The sequence below is a fragment of the Streptomyces sp. NPDC015032 genome (assembly GCF_043080425.1).
Classification (GTDB): domain Bacteria; phylum Actinomycetota; class Actinomycetes; order Streptomycetales; family Streptomycetaceae; genus Streptomyces.
Genome location: NZ_JBIBVN010000004.1, coordinates 1 through 24,432, shown reverse-complemented (window position 1 = coordinate 24,432; position 24,432 = coordinate 1). Strand labels below are relative to the sequence as shown.

The window sequence follows — 24,432 nt, the reverse complement described above, 5'->3', positions numbered from 1 at the left end:
GGCGACCTCGTAGCGGCTCCCCCGGGCGGCCGGTCCCGCACGGCAGGCGAGCCGCATCAAACGGGAACGGCGCCCGGTGAACATGTCCCACGTGTGATTTCCCCCTCCCCGTCCACCGTGAAACGGCGGGTTGCGGGATGCTGTAGATAACGTTCGTTCACATCCCCGGCCCTACAGGCACGGGAGAGGCATGTGGAGGCAGTGATGGGTGTGACCGGTCCGATCCGTGTGGTGGTGGCGAAGCCGGGCCTGGACGGCCATGATCGCGGGGCCAAGGTGATCGCGCGGGCGCTGCGCGACGCCGGTATGGAGGTCATCTACACCGGGCTCCACCAGACGCCCGAGCAGATCGTGGACACCGCGATCCAGGAGGACGCCGACGCGATCGGCCTCTCGATCCTCTCCGGTGCGCACAACACGCTCTTCGCCAAGGTGATCGAGCTGTTGAAGGAGCGGGAGGCGGAGGACATCAAGGTCTTCGGCGGAGGCATCATTCCGGAGGCGGACATCGCGCCGTTGAAGGACCAGGGTGTCGCGGAGATCTTCACCCCGGGCGCGACGACGGCGTCGATCGTCGACTGGGTCAACGCGAACGTCCGTCACCCTGCGGAGGCCTGACCCGCCGCGACACGCCCCCAGGCAAGGCGCGCCCCCGGGCGACGGGCCGCCCGGTCCACCTGCCCGGGTCGGCCTGCCCGGGCAGGTGGACCGGGCCGGTTGCTCCGGGCCGGGCTGTCGCCCCCCGCCTTCCCGGACCCGCCCCCGCCGCCTTTTCGGCCTCCGGGGCATCAGGGCCCGGGTTCCGGGGCTGTGCCGCCTGTCCACCGCGCCCCGGTCTCTTCCCTGCCCCGGGCGCCCCGATTCCCGTCTTCCCCGCCCCGAAGCCTGACTCCGCGCCTCGGTCCCCGCTTCCGCTTTCGCTGCCCCGGCGCCTCGCTGCCCCGGCGACCGCCCCCGCGCCCAGGCTTTCGGTGTCTGCGGATCCGTCCCGGCCGGGGGCGTCGGTTCTCCCGGTGGAAGTCCGGCGGTTCGTTTCAGGAAGCACTGGTTTCCCTCAGGCCGGTACCGGTTCCCCTCGGGCCGGTATCAGCTCCCGCTCCATCGTCGCGCGCAGCCGCAGCGTGGAGACCAGTCGTTGGAAGGCTTCCGACCAGTAGCCGTTCGCTCCCGGTGAGGCGTCCTCCGGTTCGTCCGGGGTGGTGGTGAGAACCTCTAGGCGGTCCGCCTCGGCCGGGTTCAGGCAGCGTTCGGCCAGGCCCATCACGCCGCTGAAGCTCCAGGGATAGCTGCCCGCGTCCCGGGCGATGTCCAGGGCGTCGACGACTGAGCGGCCGAGTGGCTCGGACCAGGGTGTCGGGCAGACCCCGAGCAGCTGGAACGCCTCCGACAGCCCGTGTGCCGCGATGAAGTCGGCCACCCACTCGCCCCGTTCGGCCGCGGGGAGCAGGGCAAGGAGTTTCGACCGCTCGGCGAGCGACGCCGTGCCGGGGCCGTTCGACGGTGGGACGGACGGGGCGCCGAGCAGCGCGCGGGCCCACTCCGGATTCCGCTGCCGCACCGCCGCCCGACACCAGGCCGCGTGCAGCTCCTCGGCCCAGCCGTCGGCCACCGGCAGGGCGACGATCTCCTGCGCGGTGCGACCACCGAGCCGCACCGGCCAGGTGGCGAGTGGGGCCGCCTCCACCAACTGGCCGAACCACCAGGACCGTTCGCCCCGCCCGGACGGCGGCACCGCCACCACGCCGTCGCGCTCCATCGCGGCGTCGCATTCGTGCGGGGCCTCCACCGCGACGGAGGCATCGCCGCCCGAGAGGTCCGGGCTCACGCAGGACGTCGCACGGGCGGCCATCCGTCCGGCGAACGCCGACTCCGGCAGCGCGGAGAGCAGTTCGGCAGCCGTCGAGCGGACATTGCGGCTCCGGTCGGAGAGGGCTTGCTCCAGGAACGCCTCGTCCACGGCGGACAGACCCGTGCGCAGCGAATCGAGGAACATCAGCCGGTCCTCGGCGCGCTCGGTGGACCACGTGGTGGCGAGCAGCACGAGCGCCGCGCCGGGGTCATGCGCCCGTACGGCGCCGAGCAGGGCGACCCGCTCGGCGAACAGGCCCTCCTCCCACAGCCGGGTGACCGCTTCCGGCTCCGTGACGTCGGGCAGCGACGAACCGCCGGACGAGCCGCGCAGCGCGAACTTCCACTCGGGGTTCAGCCCGGCCAGCCACCGTCCGCGCGGCCCGGCGAAGGCCAGGGCCTGGGGCCGCAGATCGGTACGGGACCTGGCCGCGTCGAGCAGGGGCGGCAGCAGTGCGGCAGGAGCCCGGAAGCCGTGCTGGTTGGCGATGGCCAGCCATTGCGGAATCAGCTCCGTGAGATCGGGAGCCGTACCGCGCCGACCGCCCGAGCCCCCTGTTGCCGACCGGTCCGCGAGCAGTTGGGCCAGCCTGTGTCGTGCGGCGGGGGGCAACGGCGGCCTCGGGTCGGCGGGCGCGGGCTCGGGCCGAGGGGCGGCGGGGGCGGGCAGCAGCCCTGCTCTGCGCCGCACGGTCTGGAGCGCCGCCGCATCCAGCAGTCCGGCCGGTCCGCCGTCTCTCCCGGCCGGTCGGCGGTCGGTGCCGAGAAGCGCCGAGGTGACGAGGTCTTCCCATGGCGTGGGTGTGGTGGTGCGAGGCATTGGTCCCCCTTCGGACTTCGAACCTTTCAGACCCTTCGAACCCTTCGGACCCTTCGCGTCCTGTGCGTCCTTTGCATCCTTCGCATTCGGTGTCAGACGAGCGGCACCGTTTCGAACGTCATGTCGGCCCCTCCCGCGGTATCGCCCGCGTCCGAGGTCCAGGCCGCGAACGGGTCGAAGCCGCGGTGGCCGCATTCGCCGAAGACCGTGACCGGGGAGCCGCCGGAGAGCGCGACGAGCTTCCACAGTCCGGGCCGGGACAGCGCCGACGGAGCGAGGGGCAGGGCGGTCTCGCCCGCCGCGTCGACCAGTTGCCAGCCGTGCCCGGACGGCACGGGTATGACCTCGCGCAGCGTCACCGGCCAGGCGTCCAGCCAGGGGTCGTCCCGCAGGGCGTCTCCGTACGCGCCGATCGCGGTCGCCGCCGTGCCGCCCGGAGGTGGCGTGCCGACCGGGGACGGGGCGCCGAACTGCCGCCCCAGCTCAGCCCGCAGCCGGTTCGTGCCCGGATGGAGCGTGATCTCCGCGTCGATCGTCACGCCCGTCGGCAGTGCCGGCCCGGGGGAGCGCCCGGCCGCCCCGAAGGAGAGCAGCAGCACCGTGCGGCCCGACTCCCTTCCGTGGAGCCAGATCCGGCGCGCGACGATTCTGCCGTCCGGGGTGTCGTACTGCGCGAGGACCAGCCAGTGGTCGCGGATCGGTGGCCCCTCGGCGGGGGCGGGCAACCCCACGCGGGTACGCACCGTGGCCGCCAGCGGTTCCGGCAACCGGCTGATTCCCAGCCATGCCCGGTCCAGCAGATGCAGCAGCGCGCACTCCTCCAGCAGCCGTACCGGCCAGCCCGCCCCGGATGCCGGTACGGCGCCCAACTCCCGCACCCGGGAGGCCAGTCCGGGTGCCTGGGCATCGACCATGCGGGCCGCCGTCTCCTCCCAGAGTCCGTACTCCGGCTGATCGGCCGCCGCCAGACCGCCGCGCAGCAGATCCGCCAGCCGCTGCTGGAGCTCCTGTGCTCCGCCGGTGATCCGCGCGGCCCGGCGCTCGGCCCGCCGCCGGGCCGCCACCGGGTCGGCCGGGCCTGTGGCCGGGGCGCCATCCGTCGTCGGCCCGCCCGTCTCCCCCTTCTCCGCCGCACGCCCGCGACGGCCCGTCAGCCATTCACCGGCCCAGTCCGGGACCTCGCCCGTGGGCAGGGCCGATGCGCCGGACGCCCAGACCAGCAGCAGCCCCAGCGCGTGCTTGCAGGGGAACTTCCGGCTGGGGCAACTGCACTTGTACGCGGGGCCGGTGGTGTCGACCACCGTCTGGTACGGCTTGCTTCCGCTTCCCTTGCACAGCCCCCACACCGCACCCGAACCGTCGCACCCGCTGCCCGACCACGGACCGGCCGAGCCGAGCTTGCTCCCCGCCTTGCGTGAGGCGTCGTCAGGAGCCAGCGCCAGGACCTGCTCCACCGTCCAGCGAGCCGCCGGTTCGGCGGTGCGCAAGGGTTCTCCCCCGTGAGATAGCAGCATGGGAACGACGGTAGAGCCCACCACTGACAATCAGCCTGACCTGCTGATTCGTCGTCCCGTGCAGCGTTTGACTTTACCTTTGCTTTGCGATTCGCTGCGAGCTTCCGACGTCTGGATCCGGGGGGATCGACCGATGAGCCACAGAATCCAAAACACCCACAGCACCCACAACATCCACAGCACCGACAGCACCCACAACATCCGCAGCATTCACCGCTTCCGTCACGTCCGCACCGCGCGTACCGCTCTCTGCGCAGCGGTCGTCGTCGGCCTCGTCATGGGCCTCGGCGCCTGCTCCGAGGCCGTCGACCAGGTGGACAAGGCCGTGGACGAGACGTACGAGGTCACATACGAGGTCACCGGCACGGGCGTCGACGAGATCCAGTTCCACGGGGGCGGGGGCAAGGCCATGGAACCGGAGGTCGAGACCGTCAAGTCACCCACCCTGCCGTGGCGGAAGACCGTCACGCTGCGCGGGATCATGCCGCCCGCCGTCACGCCGATCGCCCTGGACGAGGACGGGGCCGACGTCGCCTGCTCGATCACGTACCAGGGCAAGGTCATCAAGGAGGCCGAGGGCGAGGAACTCATCACCGCGGGCGGCTGCGTCGCGGTCTCGCCGGTGGCGGGCTGAACTCCCCGCCCGTAGCGGCTGAATCGGCCCCGACCCGCGGTCGAGGCCGATTGTCAGTGCCATGGTGCACGGTGGGAACCACATCAGGTCGACCGATCTGGAGGGGGAACCATGACCGTGTCCGAAACCACCGCCACCGACGGCGCGCAGGCCCTGCGGCCGCATGCCGAGGTCGCCTTCGCCCATGAGCTGAAGGCCCTCGCCGCGGCCGACGACCGCCCGCGGCCCGCCCGTTGGCGGCTTTCCCCGTGGGCCGTCGCCACCTACCTGCTCGGCGGCGCACTGCCGGACGGCACGGTGATCACGCCCAAGTACGTCGGCCCGCGCCGCCTCGTCGAAGTCGCCGTGACCACACTCGCCACCGACCGGGCCCTGCTGCTCCTCGGCGTTCCCGGCACCGCCAAGACCTGGGTGTCCGAGCATCTCGCGGCAGCCGTCAGCGGTGACTCGACGCTGCTCGTCCAGGGCACGGCGGGCACCCCGGAGGAAGCCGTCCGCTACGGCTGGAACTACGCACAACTGCTCGCGCACGGACCCAGCCGTGACGCCCTGGTGCCCAGCCCGCTCATGCGCGCGATGTCCGACGGCATGACGGCGCGGATCGAGGAACTCACCCGTATCCCCGCCGATGTACAGGACTCGCTCATCACGATCCTGTCGGAGAAGACGCTCCCCGTCCCCGAACTGGGCCAGGAGGTCCAGGCGGTCCGCGGGTTCAATGTCATCGCCACGGCCAACGACCGCGACCGCGGGGTCAACGAGCTGTCCAGCGCGCTGCGCCGCCGGTTCAACACCGTCGTGCTGCCGCTGCCGGAGACCCCCGACGCCGAGGTCGACATCGTCTCCCGGCGCGTCGACCAGATCGGACGCTCGCTCGACCTCCCGGCCGCGCCCGACGGCCTGGCCGAGATCCGACGCGTCGTCACCGTCTTCCGCGAGCTGCGCGACGGCGTCACCGCCGACGGCCGCACCAAACTCAAGTCCCCCTCGGGGACGCTGTCGACGGCCGAGGCGATCTCCGTCGTCACCAACGGCCTGGCGCTGGCGGCGCACTTCGGTGACGGAGTGCTGCGCCCCGGTGATGTGGCGGCGGGCATCCTCGGTGCGGTCGTCCGCGACCCCGCGGCCGACCGGGTGGTCTGGCAGGAGTACCTGGAGACCGTCGTCCGGGAGCGGGACGGGTGGAAGGACTTCTACCGCGCCTGCCGCGAGGTATCCGCATGATCCGGGCCACGCGGCCCGGCGGACCGCTGCTGCTGGGGGTGCGGCACCACGGACCGGGCTCGGCCCGGGCCGTCCGTGCGGCCCTGGACGCCGCCCGCCCGCAGGCCGTGCTCATCGAGGGGCCCCCGGAGGGTGACGCGCTTCTTCCGCTGGCTGCCGACGAGCAGATGCGACCGCCGGTGGCGCTGCTCGCCCACGCCGTGGACGACCCGGGGCAGGCGGCGTTCTGGCCGCTGGCGGCGTTCTCGCCCGAGTGGGTCGCGATCCGCTGGGCGCTTGCGCATGACGTGCCGGTCCGCTTCATCGACCTCCCCGCGGTGAATTCCCTGGCCATGACACAGGCGGCGGAACACCGGGACGGCCAGGACGGGGGCGTCGACGGGAACGGGGGCGAGAACGAGAACGGGGGACAGGACGAGAACGGGGACAGAAGCCGGAACAGGGACAGGGACAGGGACGGGACTGGGACTGGGGGTGCGGACGGGGAGACGCCTGACGACGGCTCGCCTGTGCGCGTCCCGGTCGACCCCATCGGCGTACTGGCCGAAACGGCGGGTTACGACGATCCTGAGCGCTGGTGGGAGGACGTCGTCGAACACCGCACCCAGGGCGGTGGAGCTGTCGACCCGCAGGCACCGTTCGCCGTGCTCGCCGAGGCGATGACGGCCCTGCGCGACGTATACGGCGACGGCGGTCATCCCCGTGACACCGTCCGTGAGGCGTACATGCGCATCCAACTGCGCAAGGCGGTGAAGGAGTACGGCGACGACATCGCCGTGGTCTGCGGCGCCTGGCACGTGCCCGCGCTCGCCACGAGGACCACACTCGCCGCCGACCGGGCCCTGCTCAAGAGGCTGCCCAAGGTCAAGGCCGAGCTGACCTGGGTGCCCTGGTCGCACCGCCGGCTCGCCCGGCACAGCGGTTACGGGGCGGGCATCGACTCGCCCGGCTGGTACGGACACCTCTTCGACGCCCCCGACCGCCCGATCGAGCGGTGGATGACCAAGGTCGCCGGACTCCTGCGCGACGAGGACCGGTTCGTCTCGTCCGCCCATGTCATCGAGGCCGTCCGGCTCGCCGAGACCCTCGCCGCCGTGCGCGGCCGCCCGCTTGCCGGGCTGGGCGAGACCACCGATGCGATCAGGGCCGTGATGTGCGAGGGGTCCGATGTGCCGCTCGCGCTCGTACAGGACCGGCTGATCGTCGGCGAGACGCTCGGCGCAGTACCGGAGGCCGCCCCCGCCGTACCTCTGCAGCGCGACCTCACCCGGCAGCAGCGCACGCTCCGGCTCAAACCGGAGGCGCTGGAGCGGGAGTTGGAGCTCGATCTGCGCAAGGACACCGACGTGGCCCGCAGCCGGCTGCTCCACCGGCTGCGCCTCCTCGCCGTCGGCTGGGGCGAGCCCGCGACCGGCCGGGCCGGCACCGGCACCTTCCGGGAGAGCTGGCGGCTGCGCTGGGAACCCGAGCTGTACGTACAGGTCGCGGAGGCCGGGACCTGGGGCACCACCGTGCTCTCCGCGGCGACCGCCAAGGCCGAGTTCCAGGCGGTCTCGGCGACGGGCCTCGCCGAGGTCACCGCACTGGCCGAGCACTGCCTTCTCGCGGAACTTCCCGACGCCCTGCCCGTGGTGATGCGGGCCCTCGCCGACCGTGCCGCACTCGACGCCGACGTCGGACAACTCGCCGATGCCCTGCCCGCGCTGGCCCGCACCCTGCGCTACGGCGACGTCCGGTCCACGGACACCGCGGCGCTCGGCGAGGTCGCGGCCGGGCTCGCCGAGCGGATCTGCGTCGGACTGCCGCCCGCCTGCACCGGACTCGACGCCGACGGCGCCGCCGGACTGCGCCGCCGGATGGACGCAGTCCACACCGCGATCGGCCTGCTCACCGGGGCCGTCGGGACGGACACCGGCGGGGACGGATTGCGCGAGCGCTGGACCGCCGTGCTGCACAGGCTCGCCACCCGGGACACGGTCGCGGGCGTCATCCGGGGTCGTGCGGCCCGTCTGCTGCTCGACGAAGGGCGGCTCGCGGAGGACGACGCGGCACGGCTGATGGGCCTGGCCCTCTCGCCCGGCACACCCCCGGCCGACGCCGCGGCCTGGATCGAGGGGTTCGTGGGCGGAGCCGCCGGGGGCGGCATGCTTCTCGTCCACGACGAGCGACTGCTCGGCCTGGTGGATGCCTGGCTCAGCGGGGTTCCCGCCGACACCTTCGCCGATGTGCTGCCCCTGCTGCGACGCACTTTCTCGACGTACGAAGCGGGTGTGCGCCGCACGCTGGGCGAGCTCGTACGGCGCGGTCCGGCCACCGGGGGACCGGCTGCCGGAGCCGACGGCACCGTGGCGGCGGTCCCCGGCTTCGGCCCCGGACTCGACGGCGCCCGGGCCGATGCGGTGGTCCCGGTCCTGCGCCTCCTGCTCGGCCCGGACACCGACGCGAACGCCGACGCGGACGCAGGCACCGGCATCGGCACCGGCACCAGGGCAAGCACCGGCACCAGGGCAGGCACCAGCACCGACCCCGGCCCCGCCGCAGGCGCCGGCACGGATCCGGACCGGGGTGGTGTCGGTACGTATGAGAGAGCCGGGAGTGTCGAGGAACCGCTGGGGGCGACGGGATGACCACGAACGGCGACAGGATGACGGCCAACACGGCCGGCACCGCACCGCACCAGGCCCACGGCTCGCCGCCGGGCCCGGCGGACCACCCGGTGCGCCCCGGCCCGCACCCCGGCCCGCGCCCCGGCCCCGCCGACGACGAACGGCTGCGCCGGTGGCGTCTGGTCCTGGGCGGCGACAGCGCCGAGAGCACCGGCTGCACCCTCACCGGGCGCGATGCCGCGATGGACGGCGCACTGACCGCGCTCTACGGCGGCGGAGGCAGTCCCGGAGGCCGGGGCGGGAACAACCGCTCGGCCGGACTCGGGGCCTCCGCCCCCTCCGTGGCCCGCTGGCTCGGCGACATCCGCACGTACTTCCCCAGCTCCGTCGTCCAGGTCATGCAGCGTGACGCGATCGACCGGCTCGGCCTCGCCGCACTGCTCCTCGAACCGGAGATGCTGGAGGCCGTCGAGGCGGACGTCCATCTCGTCGGAACGCTCCTCTCGCTCAACAAGGCCATGCCCGAGACGACGAAGGAGACTGCCAGAGCGGTTGTGCGCAAGGTCGTCGACGAACTGGAGAAAAGGCTCGCCGGCCGCACCCGGGCCACCCTCACCGGTGCGCTGGACCGCTCGGCGAAGATCAACCGGCCCCGCCACCACGACATCGACTGGGACCGCACCATCCGGGCCAATCTCAAGAACTACCTCCCGGAGTACGGCACCGTCGTTCCCGAGCGGCTCATCGGCTACGGGCGGGCCGCGCAGTCCGTGAAGAAGGATGTCGTCCTCTGCATCGACCAGTCGGGATCGATGGCCGCCTCCGTCGTCCACGCCTCCGTCTTCGGCGCGGTCCTCGCCTCCATGCGCACCCTGCGGACCAGACTCGTCGTCTTCGACACGGCCGTGGTCGACCTCACCGACCAGCTCGACGACCCCGTCGACGTACTCTTCGGCACCCAGCTCGGCGGCGGCACCGACATCAACCGCGCGCTCGCCTACTGCCAGTCGAGGATCACCCGCCCCGCCGACACCGTCGTCGTACTCATCAGCGATCTGTACGAGGGCGGCATACGCAACGAGATGCTGAAACGGGTCGCCGCGATGAAGGCCTCCGGCGTGCAGTTCGTGACGCTGCTCGCACTGTCCGACGAGGGCGCTCCCGCCTACGACCGCGACCACGCGGCGGCCCTCGGGGCCCTGGGCGTCCCGGCGTTCGCATGCACACCGGATCTCTTCCCGGAAGTGATGGCGGCGGCGATCGAGAAGAGGCCGCTTCCCGTACCGGACAAGGAGGCACCTTGATGAGACCCGTCGGGGAAAGGGGCTCGCGCCTGCGGTGAAAGGGGGCGCGCTCCTCGCCCGTCCCCGCACACCGCGCCGTGCGGTGCTGTCCGCCGCGACCCGGTAGCCGGCCCGGTCTGTGACCGTAATCACCGCTCAGGTGTGATCTGCGATTTAGGGTCCCGTGGAGCGCGGGGATAACCTGCGAGATGGACATGCCGCGTACTCCGGGTCACCCTGTGCGCCTTCCTAGTGACAGAGCAGTCACATTGCCCCTTGCGGCACGCCCACGCTGAAAACGAACCGCGAGACCACTGAAAAGGGACGGACGCGCGTGGACCTGTTCGAGTACCAGGCGAGGGACCTCTTCGCCAAGCACGGTGTACCGGTGCTGGCCGGTGAAGTCATTGACACGCCTGAGGCAGCCCGCGAGGCGACCGAGCGGCTGGGCGGCAAGTCCGTCGTCAAGGCGCAGGTGAAGGTCGGCGGCCGCGGCAAGGCCGGTGGCGTCAAGCTGGCCGCCACCCCCGATGAGGCGGTCGCCCGCGCGACCGACATCCTCGGCATGGACATCAAGGGCCACACGGTCCACAAGGTGATGATCGCCGAGACCGCGCCGGAGATTCTTGAGGAGTACTACGTCTCGTACCTCCTCGACCGCACCAACCGCACCTTCCTGGCCATGGCCTCGGTGCAGGGCGGCATGGACATCGAGGAGGTCGCGGCGAAGACCCCCGAGGCCCTCGCGAAGGTTCCGGTCGACTCCAACACCGGAGTCACGATCGAGAAGGCCCGCGAGATCGTCGCCCAGGCGAAGTTCCCGGCCGAGGTGGCCGAGAAGGTCGCCGAGGTCATGGTGACGCTGTGGGACACCTTCGTCGCCGAGGACGCGCTCCTCGTCGAGGTCAACCCGCTCGCCAAGGTCGCCTCCGGCGACGTCCTGGCGCTGGACGGCAAGGTGTCTCTCGACGAGAACGCCGACTTCCGTCAGCCCGACCACGAGGCGCTCGAGGACAAGGCCGCGGCCAACCCGCTCGAGGCCGCCGCCAAGGCCAAGAACCTCAACTACGTCAAGCTCGACGGCGAGGTCGGCATCATCGGTAACGGTGCCGGTCTGGTCATGTCGACCCTGGACGTCGTCGCGTACGCCGGTGAGAACCACGGCAACGTGAAGCCCGCCAACTTCCTCGACATCGGTGGCGGCGCCTCCGCCGAGGTCATGGCGAACGGCCTGGAGATCATCCTCGGCGACCCGGACGTCAAGTCCGTCTTCGTCAACGTCTTCGGCGGCATCACCGCCTGCGACGAGGTCGCCAACGGCATCGTCCAGGCTCTTGCGCTGCTCAAGAGCAAGGGCGAAGAGGTCACCAAGCCGCTGGTCGTGCGCCTCGACGGCAACAACGCGGAGCTGGGTCGCAAGATCCTTTCCGACGCCAACCACCCGCTCGTTCAGCGCGTGGACACCATGGACGGCGCGGCCGACAAGGCCGCCGAGCTCGCCGCGGCTGCGAAGTAAGGGACGAGGGACTCCAACACCATGGCAATCTTCCTCACCAAGGACAGCAAGGTCATCGTCCAGGGGATGACCGGTGCCACCGGCATGAAGCACACCAAGCTCATGCTCGCCGACGGCACCAACATCGTCGGTGGCGTGAACCCGCGCAAGGCCGGCACGTCCGTCGACTTCGACGGCACCGAGGTTCCCGTGTTCGGGACCGTCGCCGAGGCGATGGAGAAGACCGGCGCGAACGTGTCCGTCCTCTTCGTGCCGCCGGCCTTCTCCAAGGCCGCCGTCGTCGAGGCGATCGACGCCGAGATCCCCCTCGCCGTCGTGATCACCGAGGGCATCGCCGTCCACGACTCCGCCGCCTTCTGGGCGTACGCGGGCTCGAAGGGCAACAAGACCCGGATCATCGGCCCGAACTGCCCCGGCCTGATCACCCCCGGCCAGTCGAACGCGGGCATCATCCCGGGCGACATCACCAAGCCCGGCCGCATCGGTCTCGTGTCCAAGTCCGGCACGCTGACCTACCAGATGATGTACGAGCTCCGTGACATCGGCTTCTCCTCCGCCGTCGGCATCGGTGGCGACCCGGTCATCGGTACGACGCACATCGACGCCCTCGCGGCGTTCGAGGCCGACCCCGAGACCGACCTGATCGTCATGATCGGTGAGATCGGCGGCGACGCCGAGGAGCGTGCGGCCGACTTCATCAAGGCCAACGTCACCAAGCCGGTCGTCGGTTACGTCGCGGGCTTCACCGCCCCCGAGGGCAAGACCATGGGCCACGCCGGTGCCATCGTCTCCGGCTCCTCCGGTACCGCGCAGGCGAAGAAGGAGGCCCTGGAGGCCGCCGGCGTCAAGGTCGGCAAGACGCCGACCGAGACCGCCAAGCTGGCGCGCGAGATCCTCGGCGCCTGATCGCTTCGCCGCGTCGGAGCAGCACCGCAGTTTCGCGTCACCGCACAGACGGCGTGGGCCCGTACCCCGGTCAGGGGTACGGGCCCACGCCGTTTCCTGCCCCGCCGTTTCCTGCCTCGGCTTCTCCGCGCGGCCTCTCCGCGCGGTCCTTCCGTTTCTTTCCGTGTGGCCGTTCTTTCCGCGTGGCCGTGGCTCGGTCCGCGTCTCCGGCTGACTCTCCGGCTGTGTCTTCGCCCGGAGTTCCGCCCGCCGGCCGGTCCCCGCTCCTGTTCAGCCGGGCTCGGGGAGCAGCCGGGCCGGGCCCTGCACGAGTTCGCCCCGCAGCTGCTTGTGCAGCTCCAGGTCCTGCGGCGTCAGTCTCTGCGGGCCGCCCCGTGGCGGCACCCCCTCGACCCGCCGAGCGGGTGACTCCGGGGTCTCGTAGCGCGTCGGAGCCGTCAGCAGGGTGAGCAGGGCCAGCCCGATGAGCAGCAGCGTGAAGGAGATGGCCGCCCTCGTCCACCGCTGGGCCCGGCGCTCACTGCCCGTACGGACCACGTCGGGGGAGGGGAGCGAGGCGGGGGGCTGAGCCCCGGCGAGCGCGTCGAGCTGTTGACACAGGAGCGCCGACTGCTCCGCGGGGGACGCCGGTTCCGCCGGCCTGGGCAGCCGCTCGGCGACTGCGGCACGGGCGTTCATCAGTCGGCTCGCCGCCGCTGGAGTGCTGGCCTCCGTCTCCGCCGCGGTCTCCGGCAGGTCCAGGCCGACACCGTCGTAGAGCAGCAGGGTGCGACGGTACGAGGGCGGCAGGTCGAGCAGCGCGTCGAGCAGTGCGCGGGCACCGGGCTCGGTGGGCGGCGGGTCGAGCTTGCGGTGCGTACGGCGCAGCCGGTGCCACGGCGACATCGCGTACTCGTACGCGGCGGCCCGCACCCAGCCCACCGGGTCCCCGTCCACCGCGACCTCGGGCCAGCGCTCCCAGGCCCGCGCGAAGGCCCGCGCGACGGACTCCTGGGCGAGGCCCCGGCGCCCGGTCAGCAGGAACGTCTGGCGGAAAAGGGTGGCGGCGCAGTGCTTGTACAAGGCATCGAAGGCCTCGGCCGCCTTCTCGGCCACCTCTTCGGCCGCTGGCTCGGCCACCCTCTCGGCCTCTTCCGTCGCCCCTGCCTCTGTTGCCTCCGGCGACCCGGGTGACACCGGTGACTCCGGCCCCTCGGATGTCGGAGTCGCTTCACGTGCGTCAGGTGCTGCACGTGTGCCGGATGATGCGCCGGGCGGCTCTGGGGTGGTGCCGGGCTCGGTCGGGGCCATGGCGGTGCTCCCGGTGGCTTCGACGGGGGTCGGCGTACGGGCCGGCGTACGGGTCGGCGGTTCCGTGGACGTCACCGGCTTGGACCGCCTCGTGACCGTCGTCGGCGTCGCCGGGTGGGACGCCCGCTTGGCGGTGGCCTTGGGCCGCGTGCTCGGGGCGGTGGACCTGGTCCGGGTACTCGAAGGCGTGTCCCGCGGGCCCGTCCGACCGCCGCTGATCAGCCGGGCGTACACCTCACCTGTCCGCCCCCGTGGCGTGGCGCGGCCGGTCTCCCAGGACCGGACGGTGGCCGGGGTGACGCCCACCGCCATCGCGACCTGCTCTTCGCTCAGCGACTGTGCCTCACGCAGTCTGCGTCGCTCCGTGGGGGAAGGGAGCGGAAGGGCGGCGGCCGCATCGGTCGGGCTCCGCGTCATGAATGGACCCCCGTGGACCTGCACCGAGCAAAAAAGTACATAAACGCATTTTGAGCGACACAACGGTTGTTCGCTTGTTACGCGAAATTAGCGCGTGTCGTTGGGAGCATGGCGGTGTGACCCAAGTGACCGAAGACAGCCCTTCGTTGTCGGCAGAGCAGGGCCGGTCCGCCGCGCCGGCGTTCACGTTCCTGCGCGGGGCGCTCGCGGCCGGGCTGGGGCTGGGCGCGCTCACCATGCTTGTCATGGTGCTGTGGATCAGCTCGCCGGCCCCCGACAACGGCCCCGGCGGGGCCTTCCACACGGCGGCCGGGCTCTGGCTGCTCGCCCATGGTGCCGAGCTGACCAGGACCGACACGCTCGGTGGCACGCCCGCCCCGGTCGGCATCGTTCCGCTGCTGCTCATCGTCGTGCCGGTGTGGCTGGTGCACCGTGCGGCCCGGGATGCCCTGGAGGCGGACGAGGAGCGTTCGGCGCCCTCGGCGGCGTGGGCGTTCACCCTGGTCACCGGTGGATACCTACTGGTCGGGGCGGCCGTCGCGCTCTATACGCGGGACGGTTGGCTGTCCGTGCGCATTCTGTCGCTGCTCTGCCCCGCGGCCATGGTGGTGGCGGGCGCGGCGGCGGCCGGGGTCTGGACGGCATTCGGGCGCCCGATCGGGCCGCTGCCGTCCTGGGCGCCGGTGCGCCTGCACGAGGAGCTGGCGCGTTCCCGGTTCAGGGAGCGCGTCGGCACGGCCTGCCGGTCGGCCGCGGCCGGTGTGGCGACGCTGCTCGGCGGCGGGGCGCTCCTTGTCGCGGTGGGGCTGGTGTGGCACGCGTCGGCGGTGCAGCAGTCGTTCGTCCACCTCTCGGGCGGCTGGGCGGGCCGGGTCCCGGTGCTGCTGCTCGCGCTGGTACTGGTGCCGAACGCGGCGGTGTGGGGTGCCGCGTACGGAATGGGGCCGGGTTTCGCGCTCGGTACGGCGTCCACGGCCACCCCGCTCGCGTTCTCGGGGCGCCCGGCGCTGCCCGTCTTCCCGTTGCTCGCCGCGGTGCCGGACCAGGGTCCGGGGACCGTCCTGAACTGGGCGGCCGCGGCGGTGCCGGTCGCGGCCGGGGTGGCGGTCGCCTGGTTCACGGTACGGCGGGCCGCGCCCGTCCACGCCGGACGGGACGAGGCGTGGAGCCTGGGGGAGACCGCGCTGACGGCCGGGCTGGGGGCGCTCGGGTGCGGGGTGGCTACGGCGGTGCTGGCCGCAGTCGCGGGGGGACCGCTCGGCACCCGCGCGTTGGCGGAGTTCGGTCCGTCGTGGTGGCTGACCGGTGCGGCGGCCTTCGCGTGGACGGTGTTGCTCGGTGTTCCCGGGGCGCTCCTGGTGCGGGCCTGGCGGCTGCGGGGCAGCGGCCCGGGCCCGGCGCGGGAGACGGTGGAGGCGGAGGTGGAGGGGGAGTCCGCGGCCCGAGGGTCCGTGAAGACGCCCGAGCAGGTGCTTCAGGAACGGGGTGCCGACCGGGGATGGTCGATGTGGTCCGGGCGCCGGGACGCGGGCGAGCGGACCGGGCCGGTGCCCGGGCCGGGAACGGTGCCCGCCCCCGTACGCGCCTCCGAACCCCGCGTGCCCCCGGCGGTGAGTGGTACCGGGGCGGCGTCCGCGACGGGCGGTGAGGGCGGGGACGACGAGCTGTACGACTTCCTGCCGACCGATCCCTGGCACGAACGGACGGTGGCCCGGCTTCCCGGGGAGGCCGGGCCACCCGGCGGTTCGTGAGGTGTCAGCTCTTGACGCCGAAGAGGGGTTCCAGCGGCTTCGGCAGCAGGTCGTTGCAGGCCAGCTGACCGGACTTGGTCAGGGCGTCGTTCACGCAGGTGTAGTAGTCGCGGTAGACGAGCTGCACCGTGAACGTCGCGGCGACGATCGAGAGCGCGAGCAGCGCCGTCACCAGCCCGCTGACCGCGGCGGTGGTCTGCTGCCTGCCGTATCCCGGGGCCGGTGCGCCGGGCGCGGACCCGGGCGCGCCTGCGGGCCCGGTCGCGGATCCGGGGACATGACCGGAACCGGAACCCTGAAGGGGACCGGGGGCTGGCGTACCGGACACCGCGCCCGGCCCGGGGGCTCGGGCGGCGCCGCCCGGTGCGGACGCGTCCCGCGGCTTCGCCCGGAGCGAGCTGATCGACCAGTACACGGCGAGTGCGCCGAGCAGCAGGGCGATCTCCGGCAAGTCGAAGAGCGCGAAGAAGAAGGCCCACATGCCGCAGAGCAGTGCGTAGCGGGCGCGGCGCTGGGCGGGGTCGGTCGGGTCCCAGCGCAGTCCGCCGGGGTTGCCCTCGGGGCCGCCCCGGCCGTTCGGCCCGCCCTGGCCTCCGGGGCGGCCGCCGAAGTCGCCGCTCTGGCGGCCGGGCTGCCGGCTGCTCCACTGGCTGCCCCAGACCGGCCGGTCATCGGAGGAACCGCCTTCGGGCGACCCGTCGCCGTTGCCCCGGCCCCCGTGCCCCTGGCCGTTCCCGACGTTGCCGTTTCCGGTGTTCGAGGGGTGGCGGGGCTGCCAGGGCTGGTCGGGCCGGTCCTCGGGCGGCGGGGCGAACGGGTTGTCGTCGGATGGGGAACCCGGAGGAGTCGAAGGGGAAGGCCCGGAGGAAGAACCGGAGGAATCACCGGAAGCAGACGAAGGGCCCGTGGGGGACTGGCGCTCTCGCAGCAGCAGTGAGGTCCGCTCGGGCAGCGGGTGACGGAAGGCGGTGCGGCGGCGTCGGTCCGGCATTTGGTGAACGTCTTCCCCATCTCGTCATTTCCGCCCTAGGGACGGTTGCCTGTCCCCTGACGCTACCTCCCGGCCAGGAGAGGCCGAAAGCTGGGAGCGGCTGCGATGGGGCCGATGCCCGCTCCCGGGACGCTCCCGCACCTTCCCTCGGCCGATCCCTGACCGATCCCTGACCGGTTCCTGGCCGATGGGCAGCCGATCGGCAGCTGGTCGGCAGGCCAGCCCGCAGCAGGCCCGAAGCGGGCCCGAAGCCGCGGGCCCGAAGCGGGCCCGGAGCCGCCGGTCCGAGCCGCCGGGCCGGAGCCGGTCCGGGCCTCTCACCCCCGTCCCGTGGGGGTTTTCCGAGGTGCCGGTATCGTTGCTGACGGTCGGCTCGTTCGTAGAGTTCCCCGTATCGAGGGGCTCAATTCTTTCGTACGACCATACAAATCAGCGTCGCTCTGCTTCATCACGCGAGAAAGGGCCCAGCCGTGGCCTCCCCGCCCCCCGCCGCCACGCCGATCCGACTGGTCGTCCTGGTCTCCGGCTCCGGTACGAACCTTCAAGCTCTGCTCGACGCCATCGGTGACGACCCCGAGGGCTTCGGCGCCGAGGTTGTCGCGGTCGGTGCCGACCGCTCCGGCATCGTCGGCCTGGACCGGGCGGAGCGCGCCGGGCTGCCGACCTTCGTGTGCAGGGTCAAGGACTACGCCGACCGCGACGAGTGGGACGCGGCACTCGCGGCCGCGACGGCCGAGCACCGCCCGGACCTCGTGGTGTCCGCGGGCTTCATGAAGATCGTGGGCAAGGAGTTCCTCGCCCGGTTCGGCGGCCGGTTCATCAACACCCACCCCGCCCTGCTCCCCAGCTTTCCCGGTGCCCACGGGGTGCGTGACGCACTCGCGTACGGCGTGAAGGTCACCGGGTGCACCGTCCACTTCGTCGACGACGGCGTCGACACCGGTCCGATCATCGCGCAGGGCGTGGTCGAGGTGGCTGAAGAGGATACGGCGGAGGGCGAAGCCGCTCTCCACGAACGCATCAAGGAAGTCGAGCGCAAGCTGCTCGTCGAGGCCGTGGGGCGACTCGCCCGTGACGGCTATCGCATTGAGGGACGAAAGGTTCATCTCGGTCATGTCGGTGAATAAGCCCATCCGCCGCGCCCTGGTCAGTGTCTACGACAAGACGGGGCTCGAAGACCTCGCCCGCGGTCTGCACGAGGCGGGGGTCGAGCTCGTCTCCACCGGCTCCACCGCAGGGCGGATCGCCGCCGCCGGGGTACCGGTCACCAAGGTCGAGGAGCTCACCGGCTTCCCCGAGTGCCTCGACGGCCGCGTCAAGACGCTGCACCCGCGCGTCCACGCCGGCATCCTCGCGGACCTGCGCCTGGACGCCCACCGCGAGCAGCTCGCCGAGCTGGGCGTGGAGCCGTTCGACCTGGTGGTCGTGAACCTCTACCCGTTCAAGGAGACCGTCGCCTCCGGCGCATCCGCCGACGAGTGCGTGGAGCAGATCGACATCGGCGGCCCCTCCATGGTCCGCGCCGCCGCGAAGAACCACCCGTCCGTGGCCGTCGTCACCAGCCCCGCGCGGTACGCCGACGTCCTTGCCGCGGTCAAGGCGGGCGGCTTCGACCTGACCGCCCGCAAGCGCCTGGCCGCCGAGGCGTTCCAGCACACCGCCGCGTACGACGTGGCCGTGGCCTCCTGGTTCGCGGACAGCTACGCCGCCGCCGACGACTCCGGCTTCCCCGACTTCTTCGGTGCGACGTACGAGCGCAAGAACGTCCTGCGGTACGGCGAGAACCCGCACCAGCCCGCCGCGCTCTACACCTCCGGCGCCGGTGGCCTGGCCGAGGCGGAGCAGCTGCACGGCAAGGAGATGTCGTACAACAACTACACGGACACCGACGCCGCGCGCCGGGCCGCCTACGACCACGCCGAGCCGTGCGTCGCCATCATCAAGCACGCCAACCCGTGCGGTATCGCGATCGCCGACGACGTCGCCGAGGCGCACCGCAACGCGCACGCCTGCGACCCGCTGTCGGCCTTCGGCGGTGTCATCGCCGTCAACCGGCCGGTGACCGTCGCCATGGCCGAGCAGGTCGCGGAGATCTTCACCGAGGTCATCGTCGCCCCGGCGTACGAGGACGGCGCGGTCGAGGTCCTGGCCCGCAAGAAGAACATCCGCGTGCTGCGCTGCCCCGACGCCCCGAGCGCCCCGGTCGAGGTCAAGCCGATCGACGGCGGCGCGCTGCTCCAGGTCACCGACCGCCTCCAGGCCGACGGCGACGACCCGGCCAACTGGACCCTCGCCACCGGTGAGGCCCTCTCCGAGGACGAGCTGAAGGAGCTCGCCTTCGCGTGGAAGGCCTGCCGTGCAGTCAAGTCCAACGCGATCCTGCTCGCCAAGGGCGGTGCCTCGGTCGGCGTCGGCATGGGCCAGGTCAACCGGGTCGACTCCGCGAAGCTGGCCGTCGAGCGCGCGGGCGAGGAGCGGGCGCGGGGCGCATATGCCGCCTCGGACGCGTTCTTCCCGTTCCCGGACGGGCTGGAGATCCTCACCGCCGCCGGTATCAAGGCCGTGGCCCAGCCGGGCGGTTCGGTCCGCGACGAGCTGGTCGTGGAAGCCGCGAAGAAGGCGGGCGTGACGATGTACTTCACGGGTACGCGGCACTTCTTCCACTGACATCCGGCCCGGAAGAGGCCGAAGGCCGTAAACCCGCGAACATGCGGGTTTACGGCCTTCTGCGTTCCCGTGGGAACAGCCGGCAGGACGTCTCAGTACTGCGGCTGCTGCTGCCGGTTGAACCAGGCGCTGCCATCGGCCCTCGCGACGAAGACGATGATCAGCACGGCGAGAACCGTGTGGACGAGACCGAAGACGACGAACGGGTAGATGCCGAGAATCGCGGTGATCGCGCCGAAGACGATCGTCGTGATGCGGATGCCGTTGGTCCCCTTGCCGAACTTCACGGCGAGGAACACGGCGAAGGCGCCCCACAGCACCGCGAAGGCCACGATGCTCCACAGGGCGTTGCCGGAGTAGTCGGCAATCTGCTGGAACTGGATGTCGTCCTTGAGCGTCGCGTCGTTCTTGGCGGCGTTCACGGCCGCGGCGCCGATCGCGAAGATGATCGCGCCGATGATCTGCAGGCCGGTGATCACGTAGAGCATGACGCGGGCCGCCTTCACGCCACCCGGCATCTCGGTGGGTGCGCCGGGGAAGCCGTAGCCGCCCGGAACGGGCGGAGCCGCGGGGTAGCCGCCCGGCTGCGGCACACCCTGCGGGGACTGCTGCGGGTAGCCGTACCCCGGCTGCCCCCCCTGCTGCTGGCCGTAGGGGTTGTTCGGGTCGCCGAAGCTCATGGCGAAATTCCTCCGTTGAAAAAGTGCGGGGACGACGCGGTCCGAGCGGAGGAAACGTGCGCAATGAGTACGGTCTGTCCCCCCGAAACTGTCCGCGGTACTGCGCGGCTCATCGTGGTCTTGACGTCGGCATTTTGTCCAGCCGATGGCCGAATGTGTTGTACAAGCGCAATCTGTCGGCCCTCACCCGGCACCTGGAATTGGTATGCGGGCGGGGTCATCCGCGAGTATGGGGACATGACTGCCCAGATTCTCGATGGCAAGGCCACCGCAGCCGCGATCAAGTCCGATCTGACCGTCCGCGTGGCGGCCCTCAAGGCGCAGGGCATCACCCCTGGCCTGGGAACCCTGCTCGTCGGGGACGACCCGGGCAGCCGGTGGTACGTCAACGGCAAGCACCGCGACTGCGCGCAGGTCGGCATCGGCTCCATCCAGCGCGAGCTCCCCGACACCGCCACCCAGGAGGAGATCGAGGCCGTCGTACGGGAGCTCAACAACAACCCCGAGTGCACGGGTTACATCGTGCAGCTGCCCCTCCCCAAGGGGATCGACACCAACCGCGTCCTGGAACTGATGGATCCGGCCAAGGACGCCGACGGCCTCCACCCGATGAACCTCGGCCGGCTCGTGCTCAACGAGACGGGCCCGCTGCCCTGCACCCCGCAGGGTGTCGTCCAGCTGCTGCGCCACCACGACGTGGAGATCAACGGCGCGCATGTCGTGGTCGTCGGCCGCGGTGTCACGATCGGCCGCTCGATCCCGCTGCTGCTGACCCGTAAGTCGGAGAACGCCACGGTCACCCAGTGCCACACCGGTACGCGTGACCTCTCCGCCCAGCTCAAGCAGGCCGACATCATCGTCGCCGCCGCCGGAGTCCCGCACATCATCAAGCCCGAGGACGTGAAGCCGGGCGCGGCCGTGCTCGACGTCGGCGTCAGCCGGGACGAGAACGGCAAGATCGTCGGGGACGTCCACCCAGGCGTGGCCGAGGTCGCCGCCTGGATCTCCCCGAACCCGGGCGGTGTCGGCCCGATGACCCGCGCCCAGCTGCTCGTCAACGTGGTCGAGGCGGCCGAGCGCAACGCTGCCGACGCCGTCTGAGCCGGCTGCCCCGATCCGGAAGGAACCCCATGGGAGCTGGTACGAGTCCGGCCGACCCGGCCGCCGAGGCGGACCGGACGTCTCCGGTGCCGTCGGACACGGAGACGGACACGGACACGGAGACGGGGGCGGACGTGTCCGGTGCGGGTGCCGACGCGGGTGCCGGTGCCGGTGCCGATGTGACGGATGAGGCCGCGGCTGCCCGTACCGAGGCGGAAGGAAGGGCCGACGACGGCGCCGTGGACGCCGGTCCCGGCAGCGCCCCGGAAGGCGCCCCGGCCGCCCGCCCGTCGCGGAGGTTCCCGTCGTTCACCCGGGACACCGCGCGGCCCGAGGGAGGCGGCCGGGCCGCCTCCGGGGACGCGCCCGCCCCGGCCCGGCAGTGGCCGCTGCTCGCCGTGCTCTGCACGGCCGGGATCGGGCTGCTGATCGTGGCCACCGACCCGTTCGCCGAGGCGTTCAGGATCGGCACGATGCTGATCGGCGTGGCCCTCATCGGGGGCGCGGTGCTGCGGCTCGTCGTCCCGTCGGTGGGCATGCTGGCGGTCCGCTCCCGCTTCACCGACCTGGTGACGTACGGACTGCTCGGCTTCCTCATCGTGATGCTCGCCCTGGTGGCGCAGCCCAAGCCGTGGCTGGACATTCCGTTCCTGGAGGACGCGGTCCACTTCACGATCCGCTGAAGCCGCGCGTACGGATGCGCCGTGCGCGGACGGTGTCCGTCCCCTCCCCCGAGGAGGGACGGACACCCGAGGGCGGGGTCACCGGAACGCGACCGCTCCGGAACGTGGTGACATGGGCGGCCTTGCCCCGTCCTGGATGCAGCCTTGTGGACGGCGAGAACTGGTACAAGGAAACCCTGGGGCCTGTGGCACGGAAGTGACCATTCCGCCACGGTGTGATCGTCCCGCTACGGTGTGATCACCGCGCAGTGATGGTGCTTCGGGCCCGCACGGTGACGCCGGGGCATGGACACGTGTCGTAGACGCGTGCGAGGACGCGTGCGCGGGCGTCCCCGCATGGTGATGCCGGGGGCATGGACACGTGCGTAGACGCGTGCGCGGGCGTGTACAAGGCCCCGAACACCCGCCCTTGTGCGCCCCGATGGGAACGCCTCACCACCGGCCGCTACGAGAGAACACCCTGCCGCCGGGCGACCGCACTCCCGCGTGAGCCGACAGGGCCGTGTGAGCGCCGTGTGACGGGTTGTGCGCGGTGCCACAGGGGGCCGGGCCGCCGGGACGTTCCGGGTCGGATAGCCTGAACGCCGGATATCTCTTCACGTCAAGATTCAGGGATGTCCAGCTCCAGGGGCCAGGAACCCCCACCGCCAGCTGTCTAACGGAGATCGCCATGACCCGCACTCCCGTGAATGTCACCGTGACCGGCGCAGCCGGCCAGATCGGCTACGCGCTGCTCTTCCGCATCGCCTCCGGCCACCTGCTCGGCCCGGACGTGCCGGTCAACCTGCGCCTCCTGGAGATCCCGCAGGGCCTGAAGGCCGCCGAGGGCACCGCGATGGAGCTCGACGACTGCGCCTTCCCGCTGCTGCGCGGCATCGAGATCACCGACGACGCCAACAAGGCGTTCGACGGCGCCAACGTCGCCCTGCTGGTCGGCGCCCGCCCGCGTACGAAGGGCATGGAGCGCGGCGACCTGCTCTCCGCCAACGGCGGCATCTTCAAGCCGCAGGGCAAGGCCATCAACGACCACGCCGCGGACGACATCAAGGTCCTGGTCGTCGGCAACCCGGCCAACACCAACGCGCTCATCGCGCAGGCCGCCGCCCCGGACGTACCGGCCGAGCGCTTCACCTCGATGACCCGCCTCGACCACAACCGCGCGGTCTCGCAGCTGGCCGCCAAGACCGGTGCCGCCGTCTCCGACATCAAGAAGCTGACGATCTGGGGCAACCACTCGGCGACCCAGTACCCGGACATCTTCCACGCGGAGGTCGCCGGCAAGAACGCCGCCGAGCTCGTCAACGACGAGGCGTGGCTGGCCGACACCTTCATCCCGACCGTCGCCAAGCGCGGAGCCGCGATCATCGAGGCCCGTGGCGCGTCCTCGGCCGCCTCCGCCGCCAACGCCGCCATCGACCACGTCCACACCTGGGTCAACGGCACCGCTGCCGGCGACTGGACCTCCATGGGTATTCCGTCGGACGGCTCCTACGGCGTGCCCGAGGGCATCATCTCGTCCTTCCCGGTCACCACGAAGGACGGCGCGTACGAGATCGTCCAGGGCCTGGACATCAACGCGTTCTCCCGCAAGCACATCGACGCGTCGGTGAAGGAGCTCACCGAGGAGCGCGACGCGGTCCGCGAGCTCGGCCTGATCTGATCCGTACGTCCTACGAGACGTACGAGGCGTACCTCACCGCCCCCGGCAGCCGTCGCTGCCGGGGGCGGCTGTGTGCGTGCGCGGCCGTGACCGGGAACCGGCTCCGGCGCGGCGCATCCGCCCGGCCGGGCCCGCGCGAGCGGCTCGGGCGCCTGGCGTACGCGGGATCGTTGAGGAAGCGGGCGGGCTCGACGTCCAGCTCGACCAGCTCGAAGCCCTGGCCGCGCACCACAGAAACAACTTCACGCCGCTTGTGGAACGCTTCTTCCCCGGACAGACCGACCATGTTCAAGCTCGCCCGCCATGCGTTCACTGATACGGGGTGGTGTGTCAGGTGCTGATGGTGGCAGCGGGGTCGATGTGGTAGTTGCGGGCATAGCCGTTTTCGACACCGACGAGGATGTCGACGACCTCGAAGTAGCGGTCCCAGAACGGGGTTTCGCGCAGTGCGTCGATGAGGAGCTGATAGGCGTGGTGATCGTCCGCTTCCCAGACCCAGACGTCGGTGACGCGCGCGGAGTAGAACTCGGTGTCGTAGAAGCGTGACCGGACGCCGGTGGTCCTGGCCTCGATCGTGGGGACGATCTGGGTGGTGAAGGCGTCCATCCGCTCCGGGACGGTCAGCGCGAGCCACTCGGGCGTGGTCTTGACGAGCATGAACGCGGTGACCGGCGGTTCGGTTTTCTCAACGGGCATGATGGGTGTCTCCCAAGTGTCGGGTAGGTACGCCCCCATCCTGGGGAGCGCCACGGTGATGCCACAATGGGAACTTCAGCAAGGAGAAGTTGCCTGAAATGGAATTACGCTGGTGAACAGCCCGAACTCGGCTCTTGACGCCAAC

Annotated in this window: 20 protein-coding genes; 13 read left to right on the top strand and 7 right to left on the bottom strand. The window is 71.6% G+C overall.

The window, feature by feature from the left end:
- Positions 1 to 204 precede the first annotated feature (204 nt).
- On the top strand, positions 205 to 618 hold the full coding sequence (locus tag ACF08M_RS08565) for a cobalamin B12-binding domain-containing protein (RefSeq protein WP_266415302.1): 414 nt from the start codon (positions 205 to 207) through the stop codon (positions 616 to 618).
- A 436-nt stretch (positions 619 to 1,054) separates the two neighbouring features.
- On the opposite strand, the gene ACF08M_RS08560 is transcribed toward ACF08M_RS08565, so the two are convergent.
- Both ACF08M_RS08560 and ACF08M_RS08555 read right to left on the bottom strand, forming a co-directional pair.
- Complete coding sequence (locus tag ACF08M_RS08560) at positions 1,055 to 2,668, bottom strand: DUF5691 domain-containing protein (RefSeq protein ID WP_392184511.1); 1,614 nt, start codon at positions 2,666 to 2,668, stop codon at positions 1,055 to 1,057.
- Between the two features lie 92 nt (positions 2,669 to 2,760).
- Positions 2,761 to 4,182 carry an SWIM zinc finger family protein gene (locus ACF08M_RS08555; protein WP_392184510.1) on the bottom strand — a complete coding sequence of 474 codons (1,422 nt, stop codon included), beginning with the start codon at positions 4,180 to 4,182 and terminating at the stop codon, positions 2,761 to 2,763.
- A 277-nt stretch (positions 4,183 to 4,459) separates the two neighbouring features.
- Here ACF08M_RS08555 and ACF08M_RS08550 point away from each other — a divergent pair, with 277 nt between their 5' ends.
- The 6 genes from ACF08M_RS08550 to sucD all read left to right on the top strand — a co-directional run bounded on the left by ACF08M_RS08550 (position 4,460) and on the right by sucD (position 12,351).
- Positions 4,460 to 4,816 (top strand): MmpS family transport accessory protein, encoded by a 357-nt coding sequence (locus tag ACF08M_RS08550; protein WP_392184798.1) that lies wholly within the window; start codon positions 4,460 to 4,462, stop codon positions 4,814 to 4,816.
- A 111-nt stretch (positions 4,817 to 4,927) separates the two neighbouring features.
- Complete coding sequence (locus ACF08M_RS08545) at positions 4,928 to 6,040, top strand: AAA family ATPase (RefSeq protein WP_392184509.1); 1,113 nt, start codon at positions 4,928 to 4,930, stop codon at positions 6,038 to 6,040.
- Positions 6,037 to 8,667 (top strand): DUF5682 family protein, encoded by a 2,631-nt coding sequence (locus ACF08M_RS08540; RefSeq protein WP_392184508.1) that lies wholly within the window; start codon positions 6,037 to 6,039, stop codon positions 8,665 to 8,667. Before ACF08M_RS08545 ends, ACF08M_RS08540 begins: the two co-directional genes overlap by 4 nt.
- Positions 8,664 to 9,950, top strand: coding sequence for a vWA domain-containing protein (locus ACF08M_RS08535; protein ID WP_392184507.1), 1,287 nt, complete (start codon positions 8,664 to 8,666; stop codon positions 9,948 to 9,950). The genes ACF08M_RS08540 and ACF08M_RS08535 overlap by 4 nt, the downstream gene beginning before the upstream one ends.
- Positions 9,951 to 10,263: 313 nt before the next feature.
- Positions 10,264 to 11,445 (top strand): ADP-forming succinate--CoA ligase subunit beta, encoded by a 1,182-nt coding sequence (gene sucC, locus ACF08M_RS08530; protein ID WP_392184506.1) that lies wholly within the window; start codon positions 10,264 to 10,266, stop codon positions 11,443 to 11,445.
- Between the two features lie 21 nt (positions 11,446 to 11,466).
- A complete protein-coding gene (gene sucD, locus ACF08M_RS08525) occupies positions 11,467 to 12,351 on the top strand; it encodes a succinate--CoA ligase subunit alpha (RefSeq protein ID WP_392184505.1) in 885 nt (294 codons plus the stop codon).
- Between the two features lie 270 nt (positions 12,352 to 12,621).
- Here sucD and ACF08M_RS08520 read toward each other — a convergent pair whose 3' ends face one another.
- Complete coding sequence (locus tag ACF08M_RS08520; RefSeq protein ID WP_392184797.1) at positions 12,622 to 13,470, bottom strand: RNA polymerase sigma factor; 849 nt, start codon at positions 13,468 to 13,470, stop codon at positions 12,622 to 12,624.
- 713 nt (positions 13,471 to 14,183) lie between these two features.
- On the opposite strand from ACF08M_RS08520, the gene ACF08M_RS08515 reads away from it, so the two are divergent.
- Positions 14,184 to 15,809, top strand: coding sequence for a DUF6350 family protein (locus ACF08M_RS08515; protein WP_392184796.1), 1,626 nt, complete (start codon positions 14,184 to 14,186; stop codon positions 15,807 to 15,809).
- Positions 15,810 to 15,813: 4 nt separating this feature from the next.
- On the opposite strand, the gene ACF08M_RS08510 is transcribed toward ACF08M_RS08515, so the two are convergent.
- Positions 15,814 to 16,800, bottom strand: a complete 987-nt coding sequence (locus ACF08M_RS08510; RefSeq protein ID WP_392184504.1) for a hypothetical protein — start codon at positions 16,798 to 16,800, stop codon at positions 15,814 to 15,816.
- Positions 16,801 to 17,270: 470 nt separating this feature from the next.
- Between ACF08M_RS08510 and purN the strand changes: the two genes are divergently transcribed.
- Together purN and purH are read left to right on the top strand one after the other, a co-directional pair.
- On the top strand, positions 17,271 to 17,927 hold the full coding sequence (purN, locus tag ACF08M_RS08505) for a phosphoribosylglycinamide formyltransferase (protein ID WP_392184503.1): 657 nt from the start codon (positions 17,271 to 17,273) through the stop codon (positions 17,925 to 17,927).
- On the top strand, positions 17,914 to 19,467 hold the full coding sequence (purH, locus tag ACF08M_RS08500) for a bifunctional phosphoribosylaminoimidazolecarboxamide formyltransferase/IMP cyclohydrolase (protein ID WP_392184502.1): 1,554 nt from the start codon (positions 17,914 to 17,916) through the stop codon (positions 19,465 to 19,467). Before purN ends, purH begins: the two co-directional genes overlap by 14 nt.
- A gap of 92 nt (positions 19,468 to 19,559) precedes the next feature.
- Here purH and ACF08M_RS08495 read toward each other — a convergent pair whose 3' ends face one another.
- Positions 19,560 to 20,147, bottom strand: a complete 588-nt coding sequence (locus tag ACF08M_RS08495; RefSeq protein WP_392184501.1) for a hypothetical protein — start codon at positions 20,145 to 20,147, stop codon at positions 19,560 to 19,562.
- Between the two features lie 237 nt (positions 20,148 to 20,384).
- Between ACF08M_RS08495 and ACF08M_RS08490 the strand changes: the two genes are divergently transcribed.
- From ACF08M_RS08490 to ACF08M_RS08480, 3 genes are all read left to right on the top strand, one after another.
- Positions 20,385 to 21,248 (top strand): bifunctional methylenetetrahydrofolate dehydrogenase/methenyltetrahydrofolate cyclohydrolase, encoded by an 864-nt coding sequence (locus ACF08M_RS08490; protein ID WP_392184500.1) that lies wholly within the window; start codon positions 20,385 to 20,387, stop codon positions 21,246 to 21,248.
- Between the two features lie 29 nt (positions 21,249 to 21,277).
- Positions 21,278 to 21,931, top strand: a complete 654-nt coding sequence (locus ACF08M_RS08485) for a DUF3017 domain-containing protein (RefSeq protein ID WP_392184499.1) — start codon at positions 21,278 to 21,280, stop codon at positions 21,929 to 21,931.
- 670 nt (positions 21,932 to 22,601) lie between these two features.
- Entirely contained in the window at positions 22,602 to 23,591 is a 990-nt protein-coding gene (locus ACF08M_RS08480; RefSeq protein WP_392184498.1) for a malate dehydrogenase, read from the top strand.
- A 10-nt stretch (positions 23,592 to 23,601) separates the two neighbouring features.
- On the opposite strand, the gene ACF08M_RS08475 is transcribed toward ACF08M_RS08480, so the two are convergent.
- Both ACF08M_RS08475 and ACF08M_RS08470 read right to left on the bottom strand, forming a co-directional pair.
- Positions 23,602 to 23,883, bottom strand: coding sequence for a hypothetical protein (locus tag ACF08M_RS08475; RefSeq protein WP_392184497.1), 282 nt, complete (start codon positions 23,881 to 23,883; stop codon positions 23,602 to 23,604).
- 38 nt (positions 23,884 to 23,921) lie between these two features.
- A complete protein-coding gene (locus ACF08M_RS08470) occupies positions 23,922 to 24,287 on the bottom strand; it encodes a darcynin family protein (RefSeq protein WP_392184496.1) in 366 nt (121 codons plus the stop codon).
- Between the last annotated feature and the right edge of the window lie 145 nt (positions 24,288 to 24,432).

Bases quoted from the DNA above. Each gene is read 5' to 3' on its own strand.
- ACF08M_RS08565 (WP_266415302.1), top strand. From the start codon at position 205: ATGGGTGTGACCGGTCCGATCCGTGTGGTGGTGGCGAAGCCGGGCCTG.
- ACF08M_RS08560 (WP_392184511.1), bottom strand. From the start codon at position 2,668: ATGCCTCGCACCACCACACCCACGCCATGGGAAGACCTCGTCACCTCG.
- ACF08M_RS08555 (WP_392184510.1), bottom strand. From the start codon at position 4,182: ATGCTGCTATCTCACGGGGGAGAACCCTTGCGCACCGCCGAACCGGCG.
- ACF08M_RS08550 (WP_392184798.1), top strand. From the start codon at position 4,460: ATGGGCCTCGGCGCCTGCTCCGAGGCCGTCGACCAGGTGGACAAGGCC.
- ACF08M_RS08545 (WP_392184509.1), top strand. From the start codon at position 4,928: ATGACCGTGTCCGAAACCACCGCCACCGACGGCGCGCAGGCCCTGCGG.
- ACF08M_RS08540 (WP_392184508.1), top strand. From the start codon at position 6,037: ATGATCCGGGCCACGCGGCCCGGCGGACCGCTGCTGCTGGGGGTGCGG.
- ACF08M_RS08535 (WP_392184507.1), top strand. From the start codon at position 8,664: ATGACCACGAACGGCGACAGGATGACGGCCAACACGGCCGGCACCGCA.
- sucD (WP_392184505.1), top strand. From the start codon at position 11,467: ATGGCAATCTTCCTCACCAAGGACAGCAAGGTCATCGTCCAGGGGATG.
- ACF08M_RS08510 (WP_392184504.1), bottom strand. From the start codon at position 16,800: ATGCCGGACCGACGCCGCCGCACCGCCTTCCGTCACCCGCTGCCCGAG.
- purH (WP_392184502.1), top strand. From the start codon at position 17,914: ATGTCGGTGAATAAGCCCATCCGCCGCGCCCTGGTCAGTGTCTACGAC.
- ACF08M_RS08495 (WP_392184501.1), bottom strand. From the start codon at position 20,147: ATGAGCTTCGGCGACCCGAACAACCCCTACGGCCAGCAGCAGGGGGGG.
- ACF08M_RS08490 (WP_392184500.1), top strand. From the start codon at position 20,385: ATGACTGCCCAGATTCTCGATGGCAAGGCCACCGCAGCCGCGATCAAG.
- ACF08M_RS08485 (WP_392184499.1), top strand. From the start codon at position 21,278: ATGGGAGCTGGTACGAGTCCGGCCGACCCGGCCGCCGAGGCGGACCGG.
- ACF08M_RS08480 (WP_392184498.1), top strand. From the start codon at position 22,602: ATGACCCGCACTCCCGTGAATGTCACCGTGACCGGCGCAGCCGGCCAG.
- ACF08M_RS08470 (WP_392184496.1), bottom strand. From the start codon at position 24,287: ATGCCCGTTGAGAAAACCGAACCGCCGGTCACCGCGTTCATGCTCGTC.